The organism is Streptomyces fuscichromogenes, from assembly GCF_014645815.1.
Lineage (GTDB): Bacteria > Actinomycetota > Actinomycetes > Streptomycetales > Streptomycetaceae > Streptomyces > Streptomyces fuscichromogenes.
Map to the genome: position 1 here is coordinate 178,538 of NZ_BMML01000023.1, position 15,789 is coordinate 194,326.

Sequence of the window (15,789 nt, forward strand, 5' to 3'; positions counted from 1 at the left end):
CGGCCGTAAGTGTGGCGTAGCGGAGGGTGGGTCCGTGCGGTTGACACGGCCCCCGTTCGAGTGGTGTTACGACGCCGGGTGGGCGTCCAGGAAGGCCTCCAGGCCGGCCAGGTCGTCGGTGTTGAAGTAGGCGACGCCGGCGACGAGCAGTTCGCTCCACAGCGCGTCGCGGGCGGGCCCCGCCGCGTCGGGGGTGTTCCAGAAGCGCACGGTCCGGCCGTGCGCGTGCGCCTGGCCGATGATGGCGCGCAGCTTCTGCCGCTCGGCGTCGGGGAACCCGCCCTCGCCCAACCAGGTGAAGTTGAGCTGCCAGTTGTCGCTGATCAGCGGCACGAAGGAGGCGGGCGCCGAGGTCCCGAGGTCGGTGAGCCGGCCGTCGTAGAAGGCCCGGCGCACGGCCTGCGCCTCCATCGGCGTGCGGGCCGCGCGGTCACCGGAGATGACGTTGGTGACCGCGCCGGGGACGACCCTGCCCCGGTGGTACGTCGTGAACAGGTGCGGGTAGCGCCGCAGATGCCGGTCGAGCTCCAGGTACGTGGAGGAGCCCTCGGTCTTGATGTCGATGAGCAGTTGCAGCGGCCTGCGCCGACCGCGGTACACGGAACCGTGGTTGGCCTCGACGATCGCGGCCAGCGGGTCGAGGTAGAGGGATTCGAGGGTACGTGTCGGGTCGAGGTCGTCCACGGTGTGGCCGATCAGCAACTGGTCGCCGACGAGGAAGATGTCGGCCTCGACGCTGCCGAAGCGGTGGTCGAGGGCGTCGTACAGGGGGTGGGTGTGCTCGTAGTCGTTGTGGGCGTGGGCACGCCACAGCGGCCGCCGACCGCGGTGCCCACCGCCCGCCCAGGCCTGCGCGCCGGGCAGCACGAGGGCACCGGCGAGGGCGGCGCCGAGGGTGGTGAGGGCTCTGCGACGGGTGGTGAGGGCCATGTGCTCTGCCTCCCTTGTAGGGCCATGAGTGACCCAAGGGAGTATGCGTTCGAGCAGAGCCCAATTGATGTACCTGCACAGGGAGTTGGCCGGACTGCCACCCTCGGTTCATTTCATGCGGACCCCGACACGGGCGCCCCGTAAGGGGTGCGGGGCCGTCTCGCATATGCGGCTCCGCCGCGGGTGCGCGACCAGCCCCCACGCACCCGCGCCCACAAGCCGGAAATCAGGGCGCCTGAAGATCGACCAGCCCGGCCAGCGCCACCCGATGCGCCCCCGCCGTCCCGAAGGCGATCGAATCAGCCTTGGCCCGCTTCAGATACAGATGGATCGGATGTTCCCAGGTCATCCCGATCCCCGCGTGCAACTGCAACGCCTCCTCGGCGGCGTGCACGGCGACCGGCGCCGCGTAGGCCTGAGCGACGGCCACCAGAACGTCGGCGTCCCCGCCGGAGGCCAGCGCGTCGGCCGCACCGCGGGCCGCCGCGCGAAGGTTGACGACCTCCAGCCACAGCTGCGCCAGCCGGTGCTTGACCGCCTGGAACCCGCCCACCGGCCGGTTGAACTGCTTGCGCTCCTTGAGGTACCGCACGGTCTCGGTCAGCGCCCATTCGGCCACCCCGAACTGCTCCGAGGCCAGCAGCCCGGCCCCGGCCCGCAGCGCACGCCGTACCGCGGGCTCCGCGTCGCCCACGCGACGTCCCGCCGCCCCGTCCAGGCTCACCGTGGCGAGCGGCCGGGTCAGGTCGAAGGACACCTGCGGGGTGACGGTCACGGCGCCCGCCTCGACCGCGTACAGCCCGCCGTCGTCGCCGGGCACCAGCAGCACGTCCGCGGCGACCGCGTCCGCGATGCCGGTCAGCTCACCGTGCAGACGCCCGTCCTCGACGCGTACGGCCGGGAACGCGGACCCCGGGGCGGTGTGCAGCCCCACGGCCAGCGCCCCGACGGTCCGCCCGGACGCCAGCTTCCCGAGCAGTTCCGCGTCGTCGCAGGCCAGCAGCGCCTCGGTGGCCACCACGGCACTGGTCAGATAAGGCACCGGCGCCACCGCCCGGCCCAGCTCCTCCAGGACGACGGCGGCTTCGCGATGCGAGGCGCCCTGGCCGCCGAGCTTCTCCGGTACCAGCAGCCCAGCGAGCCCCATGCCCTCGGTGAGAGCCTTCCAGGCGGCCGCGTCGTGCGGGACGTCCGACTCGGTGCGGGCGATGACGCCCGGCGCGTCGCAGTGGTCGGCGAGCAGATCCCGCACCGCGGCCCGCAGCGCCTCTTCCTCCTCCGAGTACAGCAGATCGGGCTGTGTGCTCATCGGGCCAGGTCCTTCCAGGCGACGTCCTTGTCGGTGCGCGGCTCGGCCGGCAGGCCCAGGACGCGCTCGGCGACGATGTTCAGCAGGACCTCGCTGGTCCCGCCCTCGATGCTGTTGCCCTTGGCACGGAGGTAGCGGTAGCCGGCGTCGCGGCCGGTGAAGTCCACCAGTTCGGGCCGACGCATGGTCCAGTCGTCGTACAACAGGCCTTCCTCGCCACGGAGTTCGACCTCAAGGCCGCTGATCTCCTGGTTGAGGCGGGCGAAGGCGAGTTTCATGCCGGCGCCCTCCGGGCCGGGCTGTCCGGCGACGAGCTGCTGGCGCAGCCGTTCGGCGGTGAGCCGGGCGACCTCGGACTCGACCCAGAGCTTCAGCAGCCGCTGGTGCAGGTCGTGGGTGCGCAGTTCGGGCCGTTCGCGCCAGGTCCTGGCGACCGGGCCGATCATGCCGCCCTCGCGGGGCAGCCGCATGCCGCCGATGGCGACGCGCTCGTTGTTCAGCGTGGTCTGCGCCACCCGCCAGCCGTCGCCGATCTCGCCGAGGCGACGGGAGTCGGGGATGCGGACGTCGGTGAGGAAGACCTCGTTGAACTCGGCCTCGCCGGTGACCTGCCGCAGCGGCCGGACGTCCACGCCCGGGTCGGTCATGTCGCAGACGAAGTAGGTGATGCCCGCGTGCTTGGGCACGTTCGGGTCGGTGCGGGCGATGAGGATGGCCCAGCGGGAGTTGTGCGCGCCGGACGTCCAGACCTTCTGCCCGTTCACCACCCAGTCGTCGCCCTCACGGACGGCCCGGGTGCCCAGCGCGGCCAGGTCGGAGCCGGCGCCCGGCTCGCTGAACAGCTGGCACCAGACCTCCTCGCCGATCCACAGCGGCCGCAGATAGCGCTGCTTCTGCTCCTCCGTGCCGTACTTGAGGATGGTCGGCGCGGCCATGCCGAGCCCGATGCCGTTGCGGCGCGAGTCGTTGTCGGGGGCGCCCGCGGCCTCCAACTCGGCGTCCACGACGACCTGGAGGGAGCGCGGGGCGCCGAGGCCGCCGAGTCCCTCCGGGTAGTGCACCCAGGCCAGCCCGGCATCGAACCGGGCCTTGAGGAAGTCGAGCTTCTCGGTCGAGGCGGGCGGGTACGCGGCCAGCAACTCTGCTGTGCGGCGCCCCAGTTCGGCAGCGTCGGTCATGCTGCGGCTCCCTTCGGTACCACCGTGACGCGACCGGTGGTGACACCGTCACCGACGCGCTGCACGGCCGCCGCGGCCTCGGACAGCGGCACCCGCTCGCTCACCAGCGGCTTGATGGCTCCGCTCGCGGCCAGTTCGGTGAGCTGCTCGTGGCAGTGTGCGATCAGCTTGGGGTTCTTGGTGGCGTACAGGCCCCAGTGCAGGCCCAGGATGGAGTAGTTCTTCACCAGGGCGTGGTTGAGCGCCGGGCTCGGGATGGTGCCGCTGGCGAAGCCGACGACCACGATCCGGCCCTCGAAGGCGACGACCTTGGCCGACTGGGTGTAGGCCTCGCCGCCGACCGGGTCGAAGATCACGTCGGCGCCCCGGCCGCCGGTGGCCTCCTTCACGGCGGCGATGACGTCCTCGGCACGCCGGTCGATGACGACGTCACAGCCCAGCTCACGGGCCACCGCGACCTTGTCGGCGCCGCCCACGACACCGATGACGGTCGCCCCGGCCGCCTTGCCCAGCTGTACGGCCGCGCTGCCGACCCCGCCCGCGGCGGCGTGCACCAGCAGCGTCTCGCCGGCCTGGAGCGCCGCCCGGCGGTGCAGGCCGAACCAGCCCGTCTGGTAGCCGATGTGCAGCGCGGCGGCCTCCGCGTCGTCCAGGGCGTCCGGGGCGGGCAGCAGGGCGGCGGCGTCCGCGACCGCGTACTCGGCGAAACCGCCGTTCGGCAGCGCGGGGTTGGCGATCACCCGGCGGCCGTCCTCGGTCTCGCCGCAGATCTCCACGCCCGGGGTGAACGGCAGCGGCGGACGCACCTGGTAGTGGCCACGACACATCAGCACATCGGGGAAGTTGATGTTGGCGGCACGCACCCTGAGCAGCACCTGGCCGTCGCCGGGCGTGGGCCGCTCCACCTCCTGGAGCCGCATCACCTCGCTCGGCTCGCCGTTCTCGTGCACTTGCCATGCCTGCATGCGGTGCCTCCACGGGACTGCGTCGACTGCGTCGTCCGACCGTCGTCTGACCGGGTCCATCGCATACTAAGCGGTCGCTTGCCATCGAGGGAACAACCTCCCGGGGAACGCCGGATTCATCACGCCCTCTTCGGCCGGGCCCGTACGTGCATCCGCTCCCCCTGCGGTCCGAACAGGCTGAGGAACTCCGCCGGCCCCTCCCCCGTCGACCCGAACCAGTGCGGCACCCGGGTGTCGAACTCGGCCGCCTCGCCCGCCGCCAGCACCACGTCGTGCTCGCCGAGCACCAGCCGCAGCTTCCCGGACAGCACGTACAACCACTCGTAGCCCTCGTGGGTACGCGGCTCGGGGTCGAGTTTCCGCTGCGGTTCCAGCACCTTGAAGGCCTGGAGGCCGCCGGGCTGCCGGGTGAGCGGCAGGAAGGTGCGGCCGTACCGCTCCATCGGCTTGGCCCGCACCCGGGGGTCGCCGGCCGGCGGGGCGCCGACGAGTTCGTCCAGGGGCACCTGGTGGGCCTGCGCGATCGGCAGCAGCAGCTCCAGGCTGGGCTTGCGCAGCCCGGCCTCCAGCCGGGAGAGGGTGCTGACCGAGATGCCGGTGGTCTCGGAGAGGGCGGCGAGGGTGACCTCGCGCTCCTTGCGGAGCCGGCGCAGCCGGGGGCCCACGCCTGCGAGGACGTCGTCCGTAGTCATGCCTGCATTGCAGTTTCGGCAAAGACGTTTGTCAATCCGGCAGCGGTCGGGCGACTCTCGGCCGCGGAGGTGGTCACCATGACCGATACGTACGAGGTGGTCGTCGTCGGAGGCGGCGCGGCCGGGCTCTCCGCCGCGCTGGTCCTGGGCCGGGCCCGGCGCCGCACCCTGGTCGTCGACGCGGGCGAGCCGCGCAACGCCCCGGCGGCACACATGCAGGGCTTCCTGTCGCGGGACAGTATGCCGCCGGCGGAGTTCCTGGCCGTGGGCCGGGAGGAGATCGCCCGGTACGGCGTGGAGCTGGTCCGGGACCGGGTGGTGGGCGCGACCGGGGACGACGGCTTCACGGTCGCGCTGGCGAGCGGCCGGACCGTCCACGGCAGGCACCTGGTCGTGGCGACCGGCCTGAAGGACGAGCTCCCGCCCGTCCCGGGAGTGGCCGAACGCTTCGGCCGGGATGTGCTGCACTGCCCGTACTGCCATGGCTGGGAGGTCCGCGACCAGGCGTTCGGTGTGCTGGCCACGACCCCGATGAGCGTGCACCAGGCGCTGATGGTCACCCAGTGGTCCAAGGACGTGGCCCTCTTCCTGCACCAGGTGGCGGAGGCCGACCTCACCGACGACGACGTGCGCCGGCTGGCCGCCGCCGGGGTACGGGTGGTGCCCGGCGAGGTCGCGGGACTGCGGATCGAGCACGACCGGCTGACGGGCGTACGCCTCGCGGACGGGCACGTGCACGAGCGGGAGGCGCTGTTCGTCGCCCCGCGCCCGGTCCCGCGGAACGACCTGCTGGTCGCGCTGGGCGCGGAGCTCGCCGGCACCCCCTTCGGCAGCTATCCCGTGATCGACGAACGGGGCCTGACGACCGTGCCCGGCCTGTGGGCGGCCGGCAACGCGAGCGGATTCGCCGAACAGGTGATCAACGCGGCAAGCCGCGGCTACCGGGCCGGCGCCGCGATCAACGGCGAGCTGCTCTTCGCGGACCTGGACGCGGCCCCCGCGGCGCGGGCGTAGCCGGTCCGGGCGAGCGCGGACCACGACGACGGTGCGCGGGCCACGCGGGAACGGACCACGCCGACGATGCCCGAGCAAACCGACGACGACCGCACCGCCGCGGTCCGGACGCGCCCACTGCGGTCCGGACGCGCCCGCTGCCGTACGGTCCGGCGCCCGCGGCCGTGTGGCCCGACGCGCCCACAGCCATATGGTCCGGCGCCGACCGCCGTGTAGCCCGGCACACCCACAGCCATATGGTCCGCGCCCGCTGTCACGCGGTCCGGTGCGCCCGCTGCCGTGTGGGCCCGGCCCGCCCGTTGCACCATGGCTGCATGCTGCTGAGTCGGCTTGTCGACGTGTCCCGGGAGATTGCCGCCACCGCGGCCCGGTCCCGGAAGACCGCGCTGCTCGCGGGGCTCTTCCGGGAGGCGGACCCCGACGACGTGCCGGTCGTCATCCCCTATCTGGCCGGGCGGCTCCCGCAGGGACGGCTCGGTGTCGGCTGGAAGGTGCTGGGCCGGTCCGTGCCGCCGGCCGCCGCGCCGTCCCTCACCGTCCGGGGCGTCGACGCCCTGCTGACCGAGCTGGGCGAGGTCTCCGGACCCGGCTCGCAGGCCGAACGGGTGAGGATCGCGGGCGAGTTGATGGGCGCGGCGACGGCGGACGAGCAACGCTTCCTGCTGGGGCTGATCACCGGGGAGGTACGGCAGGGCGCCCTGGACGCGGTCGCCGTCGAGGGGCTCGCGCAGGCGACCGGCGCGGACCCGGCCGCCGTCCGCCGGGCGGTGATGCTCGCCGGGTCCCTCCAGACGGTGGCCGAGGCGCTGTTGGCGGACGGCCCGCCCGCCCTGGACCGCTTCCGGCTCACCGTCGGCCGCCCGGTGCTGCCGATGCTGGCGCACACCGCATCCTCGGTCGCCGAGGCGGTGGCGAAGCTGGGCGCGTGCGTGGCCGAGGAGAAGCTGGACGGCATCCGGGTCCAGGTCCACCGGGACGGCGACACGGTGCGGATCTTCACCCGGACGCTGGACGACATCACCGACCGGCTTCCGGAAGTGGTGGCCGCCGCACGGGAGTTGCGCGGCGAGCGATTCGTCCTGGACGGCGAGGTGATCTCCTTCGACACGGCCGGCCGCCCCCGCTCCTTCCAGGAGACGGCGGGCCGGGTCGGCTCCCGTACGGACGTGGCGAAGGCGGCGCGGGAGGTGCCGGTCTCCCCGGTGTTCTTCGACGCGCTCTCCGTCGACGGCCGCGACCTGCTCGACCTCCCCTTCGCCGAACGGCACGCGGAACTGGCCCGGCTGGTCCCCGAACCGATGCGGGTGCGCCGGGCACCGGTGTCCGGGCCGGACGGCACCGCGGGCGCCGAGGAGTTCCTCGCGGCCACCCTGGACCGCGGCCACGAAGGTGTGGTCGTCAAGGCTCTCGACGCCCCTTACAGCGCCGGCCGCCGGGGCGCCTCCTGGCTGAAGGTGAAACCCGTCCACACCCTGGACCTGGTCGTGCTGGCCGCCGAATGGGGCCACGGCCGCCGCACCGGCAGGCTCTCCAACCTCCACCTCGGCGCCCGCGACCCGGACGGCGGCTTCGCGATGCTCGGCAAGACCTTCAAAGGTCTCACCGACGCGATGCTGGAGTGGCAGACCGCCCGCCTCCAGGAGCTGGCGGTCTCGGACGACGGCCGGGTGGTGACGGTACGCCCCGAACTCGTCGTCGAGATCGCCTACGACGGCCTGCAGCGCTCCTCCCGCTACCCGGCCGGCGTCACCCTCCGCTTCGCCCGGGTGGTCCGCCACCGCGGGGACAAGCGGCCGGAGGAGGCCGATACGGTGGAGACCCTGCTGGCCGCGCACCCGGAGGTACGGCCTTGACCGAGCCGAAGCGAAGCGCCGGACTGCTGTTGTTCCGGCATACCGGCGAGGGCCTTGAGGTGTTGCTCGGCCATATGGGCGGGCCGTACTTCGCGAAGAAGGACGCGGGGGCGTGGACCGTCCCCAAGGGCGAGTACGAGCCCGACGAGACCGCCTGGGAGGCGGCCCGGCGCGAGTTCCAGGAGGAGCTGGGCCTGCCGCCGCCGGACGGCGAGGCGATCGGGCTGGGCGAGGTCCGGCAGACCAACGGCAAGATCGTGACGGCGTGGGCGATCGAGGCGGACCTGGATCCGGCCGCGATCGAGCCCGGCACCTTCACGATGGAGTGGCCGCCGAGGTCGGGCCGGATCCAGGAGTTCCCCGAGCTGGACCGGGTGGCCTGGCTGACCCCCGACCGGGCCCGCGAGCTGATCGTCAGGGCCCAGGCCGCGTTTGTGGACCGGCTGGCCGAGCACTCGGGCTGAACGGAGCCTCCTACGTTGCGATCGGCCCGGCCGCGCGGGAAGGTCGTAGCAAGCCCGCTCCCAGGGAGGTCAGCCATGCCCATCGCGACGGTCAACCCGGCGAACGGCGAGACGCTCGAAACGTTCGAGGCCATGGACGAGGACGAGCTCGAACGCCGGCTCGAACTCGCCGAGGCGACGTTCCGCACGTACCGCAGGAGCGCCTTCGCCGAGCGCGCCCGGCTGCTGCACGGGGCCGCCGACCTGCTGGACGCGGACCTGGACGACATCGCCCGCACCATGACCACCGAGATGGGCAAGCCGATCAAGCAGGCCCGCGCGGAGGCCGCCAAGTGCGCGAAGGCGATGCGCTGGTACGCCGACCACGCCGCGGAGCTGCTGGCCGACGAGGAGCCGGCGGAGACGGACGTGAAGGACTCGGGGGCGTCCCGGGTACGGGTGCGCTACCGCCCGATCGGGCCGGTGCTCGCCGTGATGCCGTGGAACTTCCCGCTCTGGCAGGTGGTCCGCTTCGCCGCGCCCGCGCTGATGGCGGGCAACGTGGGCCTGCTCAAGCACGCCTCCAACGTCCCGCAGACCGCCCTGTACCTGGAGGACCTGTTCCACCGGGCGGGCTTCCCGGAGGGCTGCTTCCAGACCCTGCTGATCGGCTCCGGCGCGGTCGACGACGTCCTGCGCGACGAGCGGGTGAGGGCGGCGACGCTCACCGGCAGCGAGCCCGCGGGCCGCGCGGTCGCCTCCACCGCCGGGGAGATGATCAAGAAGACGGTGCTGGAACTGGGCGGCAGCGACCCCTTCGTGGTGATGCCCTCCGCGGACATCGACCGGGCCGCGCGGATCGCGGTGACGGCGCGGGTGCAGAACAACGGGCAGTCGTGCATCGCCGCGAAGCGGTTCATCGTGCACGCGGACGTCTACGACGCGTTCGCCGAACGGTTCGTGGCGGGGATGGCGGCGCTGCGGACCGGCGACCCGATGGACGAGGGGACGGACGTCGGGCCGCTCGCGAGCGAGCAGGGGCGGAAGGATCTGGAGGAGCTGGTCGAGGACGCGAGGCGGTCGGGCGCCGAGGTGCTGTGCGGCGGGGAGCGGCCGGACGGGCCCGGCTGGTTCTATCCGCCGACCGTGCTGGCCGGGATCCACCGCGACATGCGCATCCACCGCGAGGAGGCGTTCGGGCCGGTGGCCACGCTGTACCGGGCCGGTGACCTGGACGAGGCGGTCCTCATCGCCAACGACTCGCCCTTCGGGCTGAGTTCGAACGTGTGGACGCGGGACGAGGCCGAGGTGGACCGGTTCGTACGGGACCTGGAGGCCGGCGGCGTCTTCGTCAACGGCATGACCGCCTCCCACCCGGCGTTTCCCTTCGGCGGTGTGAAGCGGTCCGGATACGGCCGTGAGCTGTCCGGGCACGGAATCCGGGAGTTCTGCAACATCACCACCGTTTGGCAGGGTGCGTGAGGGTTGCACGGCTACGATCCCGGGTGTGAACCGCGAAGTGACTCTGCCCCTGATCGTCGACGACCGCGGTACCTTGCAGGTGGCCGCGGCCGACGTGAGTAAGTTGTTGCGGACGCTGGGGGCGCGGTGGCTGCGGCTGGTGGAGGCCGACGAGGGCGGGCTGGACGAGGACACGGTGGCCGCGCTGACGATCGAGCTCGCGAAGCTCGCCGACCGGATCGACGTGGCCTGTATCGCCCACAGCAGTGGGGAGTAGCGGTCGTTCGGCGGGTGCGGGTGAGTGGGGGTTGCTCGCGCAGTTCCCCGCGCCCCTGAAGGACAGGCCAGTTCACCTGGGCGCGCCCCAGAACATCTGCTCGTGTGCCTGGGCGTAGTGCGTGCGCGGTCCCAGTGCGAGGGTCGCGTCCGTCGGGTCGGCGTTGAGGGCGAGCCAGGAGTTGTACGCCGGGTACGCCTGGCGGCCCGGCAGGGGCTCGTACGCCCGCAGGCGCTCTTCGTCCACCGCACACGCCGCGGTGAACACGCCCAGCCGCTCTGCCGCCGGTTGCTCGGTGGCGCGCTGCGCCAGATGCAGGAACGCGCGTGAGTCGGCGGGGACCACCCGGTGTTGTTCCAGGGCAGGAGCGGCGAGGGTCTCCAGGCTCGCCCGGCCGCCGGCGACGAGAGGGACTCACGGGTCGGCGTTCGAGTCCGGGGCAAGCTCTGACCTGGTCGTTCTCAGGATTTCCGCGGCCGTGCCGGGCATCGCTCCCTCCTCGTCCGGATACCTCTGTGCTGATCCGACCCTGACACGGGGTCACCGGTTCGGAGTAGTCCGACGCGAGATCGTCGCCCTCACGGGTGATCGTGAGGGAACCACCTCCTGAGGTGAACCACCTCTCTGACCGGCCGGGCCAAAACCCGCCGGAAGGCTGAAAGCAGGCACGGTTCATGGCGACTTTGTGCAAACCCTCAGTGTCGGTCCCGGAGTACGTGATCACGATGGAGGAGACGCTGGAACTGGCGCGCTCCCACCACGAGAACCACCCGCAGCTGCCGCTGGCGCTGAGACTGATCGAGAACACGGGCGTTCGCACCCGGCACATCGTGCAGCCGATCGAGGAAACCCTGAAGCACCCCGGCTTCGAGGAGCGCAACAAGCTCTACGAGGTCGAGGCCAAGGCCCGGGTCCCCGCAGTCATCCAGCGGGCGCTCGACGACGCCGAGCTGCTCACCACCGACATCGACGTGATCATCTACGTCTCGTGCACGGGCTTCATGATGCCCTCGCTCACGGCGTGGCTGATCAACGAGATGGACTTCGACTCCACCACCCGCCAGCTCCCCATCGCGCAGCTCGGCTGCGCGGCCGGCGGAGCGGCGATCAACCGGGCGCACGACTTCTGCTCGGCGTACCCGGACGCCAACGCCCTCATCGTGGCCTGCGAGTTCTGCTCGCTGTGCTACCAGCCGACCGACCTCGGCGTCGGCTCGCTGCTCTCCAACGGCCTCTTCGGTGACGGCATCGCCGCCGCCGTGGTCCGCGGCAAGGGCGGCACGGGCGTCGAACTCGAACGCAACGGCTCGTACCTGATCCCGAAGACCGAGGAATGGATCATGTACGACGTGCGGGCCACCGGGTTCCACTTCCTGCTGGACAAGCGGGTCCCGGCGACCATGGAGCCGCTGGCGCCGGCTCTCCAGGACCTGGCGGGACTGCACGGCTGGGACGCCTCCGACCTGGACTTCTACATAGTCCACGCGGGCGGGCCGCGGATCCTGGACGACCTGAGCAAGTTCCTCAAGGTCGACCCGCACGCCTTCCGGTTCAGCCGGTCCACGCTCACCGAGTACGGCAACATCGCCAGCGCCGTCGTCCTGGACGCGCTGCGCCGGATGTTCGACGAGGGCGGTGCCGAGCACCAGGCACGCGGCCTGCTGGCCGGGTTCGGTCCCGGCATCACCGCGGAGATGTCGCTGGGTCGCTGGCGGCGTTCGGACGAAGAGACGGACTGACCGAGATGACGCTCACCGAACCGCTCGACCCCGCCGACGAGGCACCCGGCGAGGCACCCGGTGAGGCCGCCTGTCCGGTCCGGCACTGGGAAGTGCCGGACCTGACGGGGGTGGACTTCGACCCCACCCTGGCCGAGCTGATGCGGGAGGGTCCGGTCACCCGGATCCAGCTCCCCAACGGCGAGGGCTGGGCGTGGCTGGTCACCCGGTACGACGACGTACGGATGGTGGCCAACGACCCCCGGTTCAGCCGTGAGGCGGTGATGGAGCAGCCGGTCACCCGGCTCGCCCCGCACTTCATCCCGGACCGCGGCGCGGTCGGCTTCCTGGATCCGCCCGACCACACGCGGCTGCGCCGTTCGGTGGCCGCCGCGCTCACCACCAAGGGCGTGGAGCGGGTCCGGGAGAAGGCGCGCCGGATGCTGGACGAGCTCGTCGACGAGCTCGTCCAGGACGGCCCGCCGGCCGATCTCACGGCGGCGGTCCTGAGTCCGTTCCCCATCGCGGTGATCTGCGAGGTGATGGGCGTCCCGGCCGCCGACCGGCACACCATGCACCTCTGGACCCAGCTGATCCTGTCCTCCAGTCACGGCAAGGAGGTCAGCGAGCGGGCCAAGCGCGAGATGAGCGCCTACTTCGCCGACCTCGTCGCCCTGCGCGAGGGCAGTACGGGCGAGGACGTGGCCTCCCTGCTCGGCGCGGCCGTGGGCCGCGGCGAGGTGTCCCTGGAGGAGGCCGTCGGTCTCGCCGTCCTCCTCCAGATCGGCGGCGAGGCGGTCACCAACAACAGCGGGCAGATGTTCTACCTGCTGCTGACCCGTCCCGACCTCCTGGACCGGCTGCGCACCGAGCCGGCGATCCGCCCCCGCGCGATCGACGAGCTCCTGCGCTACATCCCGCACCGCAGCGCGGTCGGCCTGTCCCGGATCGCCAGGCAGGACGTGGACATCAAGGGCGTCCGGATCCGCGCGGGCGAGGCGATCTACGTCTCGTACCTGGCCGCCAACCGCGACCCGATGGTCTTCCCGGACCCCGAGACGATCGACTTCGCCCGCAGCCCCAACCCGCACGTCTCCTTCGGGTTCGGCCCGCACTACTGTCCCGGCGGCCAACTCGGCAGGCTGGAGGAGGAGTTGCTGGTGGACGCCCTTCTCGACCGGCTGCCCGGACTGCGGCTCGCCGTACCCCCGGAGCAGGTCCCCTTCAGAAAGGGCGCGTTGATCCGGGGTCCCGAGGCACTTCCGGTGACCTGGTGAGTGGCCCATGACCACGACCGAGGGACTCCTCGTACCACCGGGACACGGACGCGTGGTCCACACGCCGGCCCAGCGTGTCACCTTCAAGGTGACGGGCACGCACTCACGGGCGGCCTCCACCTTCGAGGTGGAGGTACCGCCGGGCTTCGACGTGGGCGCCCATGTGCACACCCGCAGCGAGGAGTTGTTCTACGTCCTCGAAGGCGAACTGGACGTCCTCGCCTTCGAGCCCCGCATCCGCACGCCCGACAACTGGCAGAAGTGGGAGTCCAGTTCGGGCACGCGGGTGGTAAGGGCCACCCCGGGCACGGTGATCGTCGTACCCCCCGGCTGCCCCCACGCGTTCGCCAACCCGACGGACACCGCGGCGCGGATGTTCTTCCAGGCGTCGCCACCGCCGGACCACGAGCGCTACTTCGAGGAACTCCTGGAGATCCTCGGCACCGACGGCCCCCCGGACCACACGGCGATCGAGGAACTACGCAGGCGCTACGACATCGAACAACTCACACCTCTGAAACACCGGTGACTTCGCCCACCTTCTGGGGGGCGCGGGGAACCGCGCGAGCAACCACGACGCACCGTCGGCCCGCGAGGCACCCGCACCCCCACGGCGCTACCGGATCGGCATCCCCGACAACGTACGGGCGATCACCAGCCGCTGGATCTCACTGGTCCCCTCGAAGATCGTGTAGATCGCCGCGTCCCGGTGCATCCGCTCCACCGGGTACTCCCGCGTGTACCCGTTGCCGCCCAGGATCTGGATCGCCTGGCCGGTCACCTTCTTCGCCGTCTCGCTCGCGAACAGCTTCGACATCGACCCCTCGGCCGCGGTGAACGGCTTCCCGTTGATCGCCATCCAGGACGCCCGCCACACCAGCAGCCGGGCCGCGTCGACTGCCGTCCGCATGTCCGCGAGCTGGAAGGCCACGCCCTGGTTGTCGATGATCGGCCGCCCGAACTGCTCACGGGTCATGGCGTAGTCGAGGGCGACTTCGTAGGCGGCCCGCGCGGTACCCACCGCCATGGCCCCCACCGCAGGGCGGCTCGCCTCGAACGTGGCCATCGCCGCGTTCTTCACCCGCTCGCCGCCCGACTTCGCCCGCTCCCGGGCCCGGGCCAGTCGCTCGTCCAGCTTCGCCTTGCCGCCGAGCAGGCAGGAGCCGGGCACCCGGACGTTGTCCAGGACGACCTCGGCGGTGTGCGAGGCACGGATCCCGTGCTTCTTGAACTTCTGGCCCTGGGAGAGCCCGGGGGTCCCCGGCGGGACGATGAAGGACGCGTGGCCCTTGGAGCCGAGCTCCGCGTCGACGACCGCGACCACGACGTGGACGTTGGCGATGCCGCCGTTGGTCGCCCAGGTCTTGGTGCCGTTGATCACCCACTCGTCCTTGACCTCGTCGTAGACGGCCCGGGTGCGCATGGAGGCCACGTCGGAGCCGGCGTCGGGCTCGGAGGAGCAGAACGCGGCGACCTTGACGTCGTTGGCGTCGCCGTACATCTGGGGGATCCAGGTGCCGATCTGCTCCTCGGTGCCGTTGGCGAGGACGCCGACGGCGGCCAGGCCCGTGCCCACGATGGACAGGGCGATGCCCGCGTCGCCCCAGAACAGCTCCTCCATGGCCATCGGGATACCGAGGCCGGTGGGGTCGAAGTACTGCTGGGCGTAGAAGTCGAGGGAGTAGATGCCGACCTTCGCGGCCTCCTGGATGACCGGCCAGGGAGTCTCCTCACGCTCGTCCCATTCGGCGGCCGCGGGTCGGATGACGTCGGCGGCGAAACCGTGCAGCCAGTCCCGGACCTCCTTCTGTTCGTCGTTGAGTTCCATGGTGAACTCGGCCATGACTCCTCCAGCGGCGGCGCATAATGTGTTACTAGCGGTAACCCGAGTCTGTTACTGGTCGGTAGGAAAAGTCAACTCCCAAGGTCACCTCGGCAGCCAGTTCGATGAGAGATGGCCGTCAGGTGTTAGTTTGCGCAGGCGTCACGAAAACAGCACGGGGTGGGGAGAGCACATGGACACCACGCAGCGGACCGAACAGCAACGGGCCGCCGACCGCCGACGGCGCGAGCTGCTGGAGGCCGCCGACCGGGTGGTGCTGCGGGACGGCCCACAGGCTTCCATGAACGCCATCGCGGCGGAGGCCGGCATCACCAAGCCGATCCTCTACCGCCACTTCGGCGACAAGGGCGGGCTCTACGCCGCGCTGGCCAAGCGGCACACGGACGCCCTGCTGAACTCGCTGCGGGACGCGCTGGACGCTCCCGCGGAGCGCCGCGAGCGGGTCGAGGCGACGCTGGACACCTACCTCGCGGCGATCGAGGCGCGGCCCCAGGTGTACCGGTTCCTGATGCATCCCGCGGAGGGCAGCACGGGCACCGACCAGGGGTTCGACGTGGGGAAACACTCGGCTCCGCTGTTGCGGCGGATGGGTGAGGAGCTGGCGCAGGTCATCGGGGACCGGCTGGATCTGGGGCCGAACAGTCAGCAGCTGGCCCGGGTGTGGGGGCACGGGATCGTCGGGATGATGCATGCGGCGGGGGACTGGTGGCTGGGGGAACGGCCCTGTTCTCGTGCGGAACTGGTGAAGAGCTTGGCGGATCTTCTGTGGGGGCGGCTTGCTGCGGCAGGGGACAAAGTGGGAGGTCCGGGGTTCTGACGGGTTGGGTTT

At 71.6% G+C, this 15,789-nt stretch carries 16 protein-coding genes; 9 read left to right on the forward strand and 7 right to left on the reverse strand.

Annotated features, from left to right (window positions below; translation table 11 throughout):
- Nucleotides 1–66 precede the first annotated feature (66 nt).
- The 5 genes from IEZ11_RS37920 to IEZ11_RS37940 form a co-directional block, all read right to left on the reverse strand.
- The gene (locus tag IEZ11_RS37920; RefSeq protein WP_189267546.1) at nucleotides 67–930 is read right to left on the reverse strand and encodes a phosphatidylinositol-specific phospholipase C/glycerophosphodiester phosphodiesterase family protein; all 864 of its coding nucleotides are present in this window, start codon (nucleotides 928–930) and stop codon (nucleotides 67–69) included.
- A 226-nt stretch (nucleotides 931–1,156) separates the two neighbouring features.
- Nucleotides 1,157–2,239 carry an acyl-CoA dehydrogenase family protein gene (locus IEZ11_RS37925; protein WP_189267547.1) on the reverse strand — a complete coding sequence of 361 codons (1,083 nt, stop codon included), beginning with the start codon at nucleotides 2,237–2,239 and terminating at the stop codon, nucleotides 1,157–1,159.
- Nucleotides 2,236–3,417, reverse strand: coding sequence for an acyl-CoA dehydrogenase family protein (locus IEZ11_RS37930; protein WP_189267548.1), 1,182 nt, complete (start codon nucleotides 3,415–3,417; stop codon nucleotides 2,236–2,238). The genes IEZ11_RS37925 and IEZ11_RS37930 overlap by 4 nt, the downstream gene beginning before the upstream one ends.
- A complete protein-coding gene (locus IEZ11_RS37935; protein ID WP_189267549.1) occupies nucleotides 3,414–4,382 on the reverse strand; it encodes an NADPH:quinone oxidoreductase family protein in 969 nt (322 codons plus the stop codon). The genes IEZ11_RS37930 and IEZ11_RS37935 overlap by 4 nt, the downstream gene beginning before the upstream one ends.
- 119 nt (nucleotides 4,383–4,501) lie before the next feature.
- The gene (locus IEZ11_RS37940; RefSeq protein ID WP_189267550.1) at nucleotides 4,502–5,074 is read right to left on the reverse strand and encodes a helix-turn-helix domain-containing protein; all 573 of its coding nucleotides are present in this window, start codon (nucleotides 5,072–5,074) and stop codon (nucleotides 4,502–4,504) included.
- A gap of 78 nt (nucleotides 5,075–5,152) precedes the next feature.
- Between IEZ11_RS37940 and IEZ11_RS37945 the strand changes: the two genes are divergently transcribed.
- The 5 genes from IEZ11_RS37945 (at nucleotide 5,153) to IEZ11_RS37965 (ending at nucleotide 10,122) form a co-directional block, all read left to right on the forward strand.
- Nucleotides 5,153–6,088 carry an NAD(P)/FAD-dependent oxidoreductase gene (locus IEZ11_RS37945; protein WP_189267551.1) on the forward strand — a complete coding sequence of 312 codons (936 nt, stop codon included), beginning with the start codon at nucleotides 5,153–5,155 and terminating at the stop codon, nucleotides 6,086–6,088.
- A 314-nt stretch (nucleotides 6,089–6,402) separates the two neighbouring features.
- Nucleotides 6,403–7,941 carry an ATP-dependent DNA ligase gene (locus IEZ11_RS37950; protein WP_189267552.1) on the forward strand — a complete coding sequence of 513 codons (1,539 nt, stop codon included), beginning with the start codon at nucleotides 6,403–6,405 and terminating at the stop codon, nucleotides 7,939–7,941.
- Nucleotides 7,938–8,405 carry an NUDIX hydrolase gene (locus IEZ11_RS37955; RefSeq protein ID WP_189267553.1) on the forward strand — a complete coding sequence of 156 codons (468 nt, stop codon included), beginning with the start codon at nucleotides 7,938–7,940 and terminating at the stop codon, nucleotides 8,403–8,405. The genes IEZ11_RS37950 and IEZ11_RS37955 overlap by 4 nt, the downstream gene beginning before the upstream one ends.
- 75 nt (nucleotides 8,406–8,480) lie before the next feature.
- Complete coding sequence (locus IEZ11_RS37960) at nucleotides 8,481–9,866, forward strand: NADP-dependent succinic semialdehyde dehydrogenase (RefSeq protein ID WP_189267554.1); 1,386 nt, start codon at nucleotides 8,481–8,483, stop codon at nucleotides 9,864–9,866.
- A 25-nt stretch (nucleotides 9,867–9,891) separates the two neighbouring features.
- Nucleotides 9,892–10,122, forward strand: coding sequence for a DUF6213 family protein (locus IEZ11_RS37965; protein WP_089105419.1), 231 nt, complete (start codon nucleotides 9,892–9,894; stop codon nucleotides 10,120–10,122).
- A 72-nt stretch (nucleotides 10,123–10,194) separates the two neighbouring features.
- Here the strand turns inward: IEZ11_RS37965 and IEZ11_RS37970 are convergent, their stop codons facing one another.
- Nucleotides 10,195–10,467 (reverse strand): hypothetical protein, encoded by a 273-nt coding sequence (locus IEZ11_RS37970; protein ID WP_189267555.1) that lies wholly within the window; start codon nucleotides 10,465–10,467, stop codon nucleotides 10,195–10,197.
- 329 nt (nucleotides 10,468–10,796) lie between these two features.
- Between IEZ11_RS37970 and IEZ11_RS37975 the strand changes: the two genes are divergently transcribed.
- The 3 genes from IEZ11_RS37975 to IEZ11_RS37985 are packed head-to-tail and all read left to right on the forward strand — an operon-like array spanning nucleotide 10,797 to nucleotide 13,646.
- Entirely contained in the window at nucleotides 10,797–11,861 is a 1,065-nt protein-coding gene (locus tag IEZ11_RS37975) for a type III polyketide synthase (protein ID WP_189267556.1), read from the forward strand.
- Nucleotides 11,858–13,117, forward strand: a complete 1,260-nt coding sequence (locus IEZ11_RS37980) for a cytochrome P450 (RefSeq protein WP_373295024.1) — start codon at nucleotides 11,858–11,860, stop codon at nucleotides 13,115–13,117. The genes IEZ11_RS37975 and IEZ11_RS37980 overlap by 4 nt, the downstream gene beginning before the upstream one ends.
- Before the next feature lie 7 nt (nucleotides 13,118–13,124).
- The gene (locus IEZ11_RS37985; RefSeq protein WP_189267558.1) at nucleotides 13,125–13,646 is read left to right on the forward strand and encodes a cupin domain-containing protein; all 522 of its coding nucleotides are present in this window, start codon (nucleotides 13,125–13,127) and stop codon (nucleotides 13,644–13,646) included.
- An 87-nt stretch (nucleotides 13,647–13,733) separates the two neighbouring features.
- Here IEZ11_RS37985 and IEZ11_RS37990 read toward each other — a convergent pair whose 3' ends face one another.
- Nucleotides 13,734–14,960, reverse strand: coding sequence for an acyl-CoA dehydrogenase family protein (locus IEZ11_RS37990; RefSeq protein WP_189267559.1), 1,227 nt, complete (start codon nucleotides 14,958–14,960; stop codon nucleotides 13,734–13,736).
- A 172-nt stretch (nucleotides 14,961–15,132) separates the two neighbouring features.
- Between IEZ11_RS37990 and IEZ11_RS37995 the strand changes: the two genes are divergently transcribed.
- Entirely contained in the window at nucleotides 15,133–15,777 is a 645-nt protein-coding gene (locus IEZ11_RS37995; protein ID WP_189267560.1) for a TetR/AcrR family transcriptional regulator, read from the forward strand.
- Nucleotides 15,778–15,789: the final 12 nt, after the last annotated feature.

Coding starts and splice junctions, on each gene's coding strand:
- IEZ11_RS37920 (WP_189267546.1), bottom strand. CDS start 930: ATGGCCCTCACCACCCGTCGCAGAGCCCTCACCACCCTCGGCGCCGCC.
- IEZ11_RS37925 (WP_189267547.1), bottom strand. CDS start 2,239: ATGAGCACACAGCCCGATCTGCTGTACTCGGAGGAGGAAGAGGCGCTG.
- IEZ11_RS37930 (WP_189267548.1), bottom strand. CDS start 3,417: ATGACCGACGCTGCCGAACTGGGGCGCCGCACAGCAGAGTTGCTGGCC.
- IEZ11_RS37935 (WP_189267549.1), bottom strand. CDS start 4,382: ATGCAGGCATGGCAAGTGCACGAGAACGGCGAGCCGAGCGAGGTGATG.
- IEZ11_RS37940 (WP_189267550.1), bottom strand. CDS start 5,074: ATGACTACGGACGACGTCCTCGCAGGCGTGGGCCCCCGGCTGCGCCGG.
- IEZ11_RS37945 (WP_189267551.1), top strand. CDS start 5,153: ATGACCGATACGTACGAGGTGGTCGTCGTCGGAGGCGGCGCGGCCGGG.
- IEZ11_RS37950 (WP_189267552.1), top strand. CDS start 6,403: ATGCTGCTGAGTCGGCTTGTCGACGTGTCCCGGGAGATTGCCGCCACC.
- IEZ11_RS37960 (WP_189267554.1), top strand. CDS start 8,481: ATGCCCATCGCGACGGTCAACCCGGCGAACGGCGAGACGCTCGAAACG.
- IEZ11_RS37975 (WP_189267556.1), top strand. CDS start 10,797: ATGGCGACTTTGTGCAAACCCTCAGTGTCGGTCCCGGAGTACGTGATC.
- IEZ11_RS37985 (WP_189267558.1), top strand. CDS start 13,125: ATGACCACGACCGAGGGACTCCTCGTACCACCGGGACACGGACGCGTG.
- IEZ11_RS37990 (WP_189267559.1), bottom strand. CDS start 14,960: ATGGCCGAGTTCACCATGGAACTCAACGACGAACAGAAGGAGGTCCGG.
- IEZ11_RS37995 (WP_189267560.1), top strand. CDS start 15,133: ATGGACACCACGCAGCGGACCGAACAGCAACGGGCCGCCGACCGCCGA.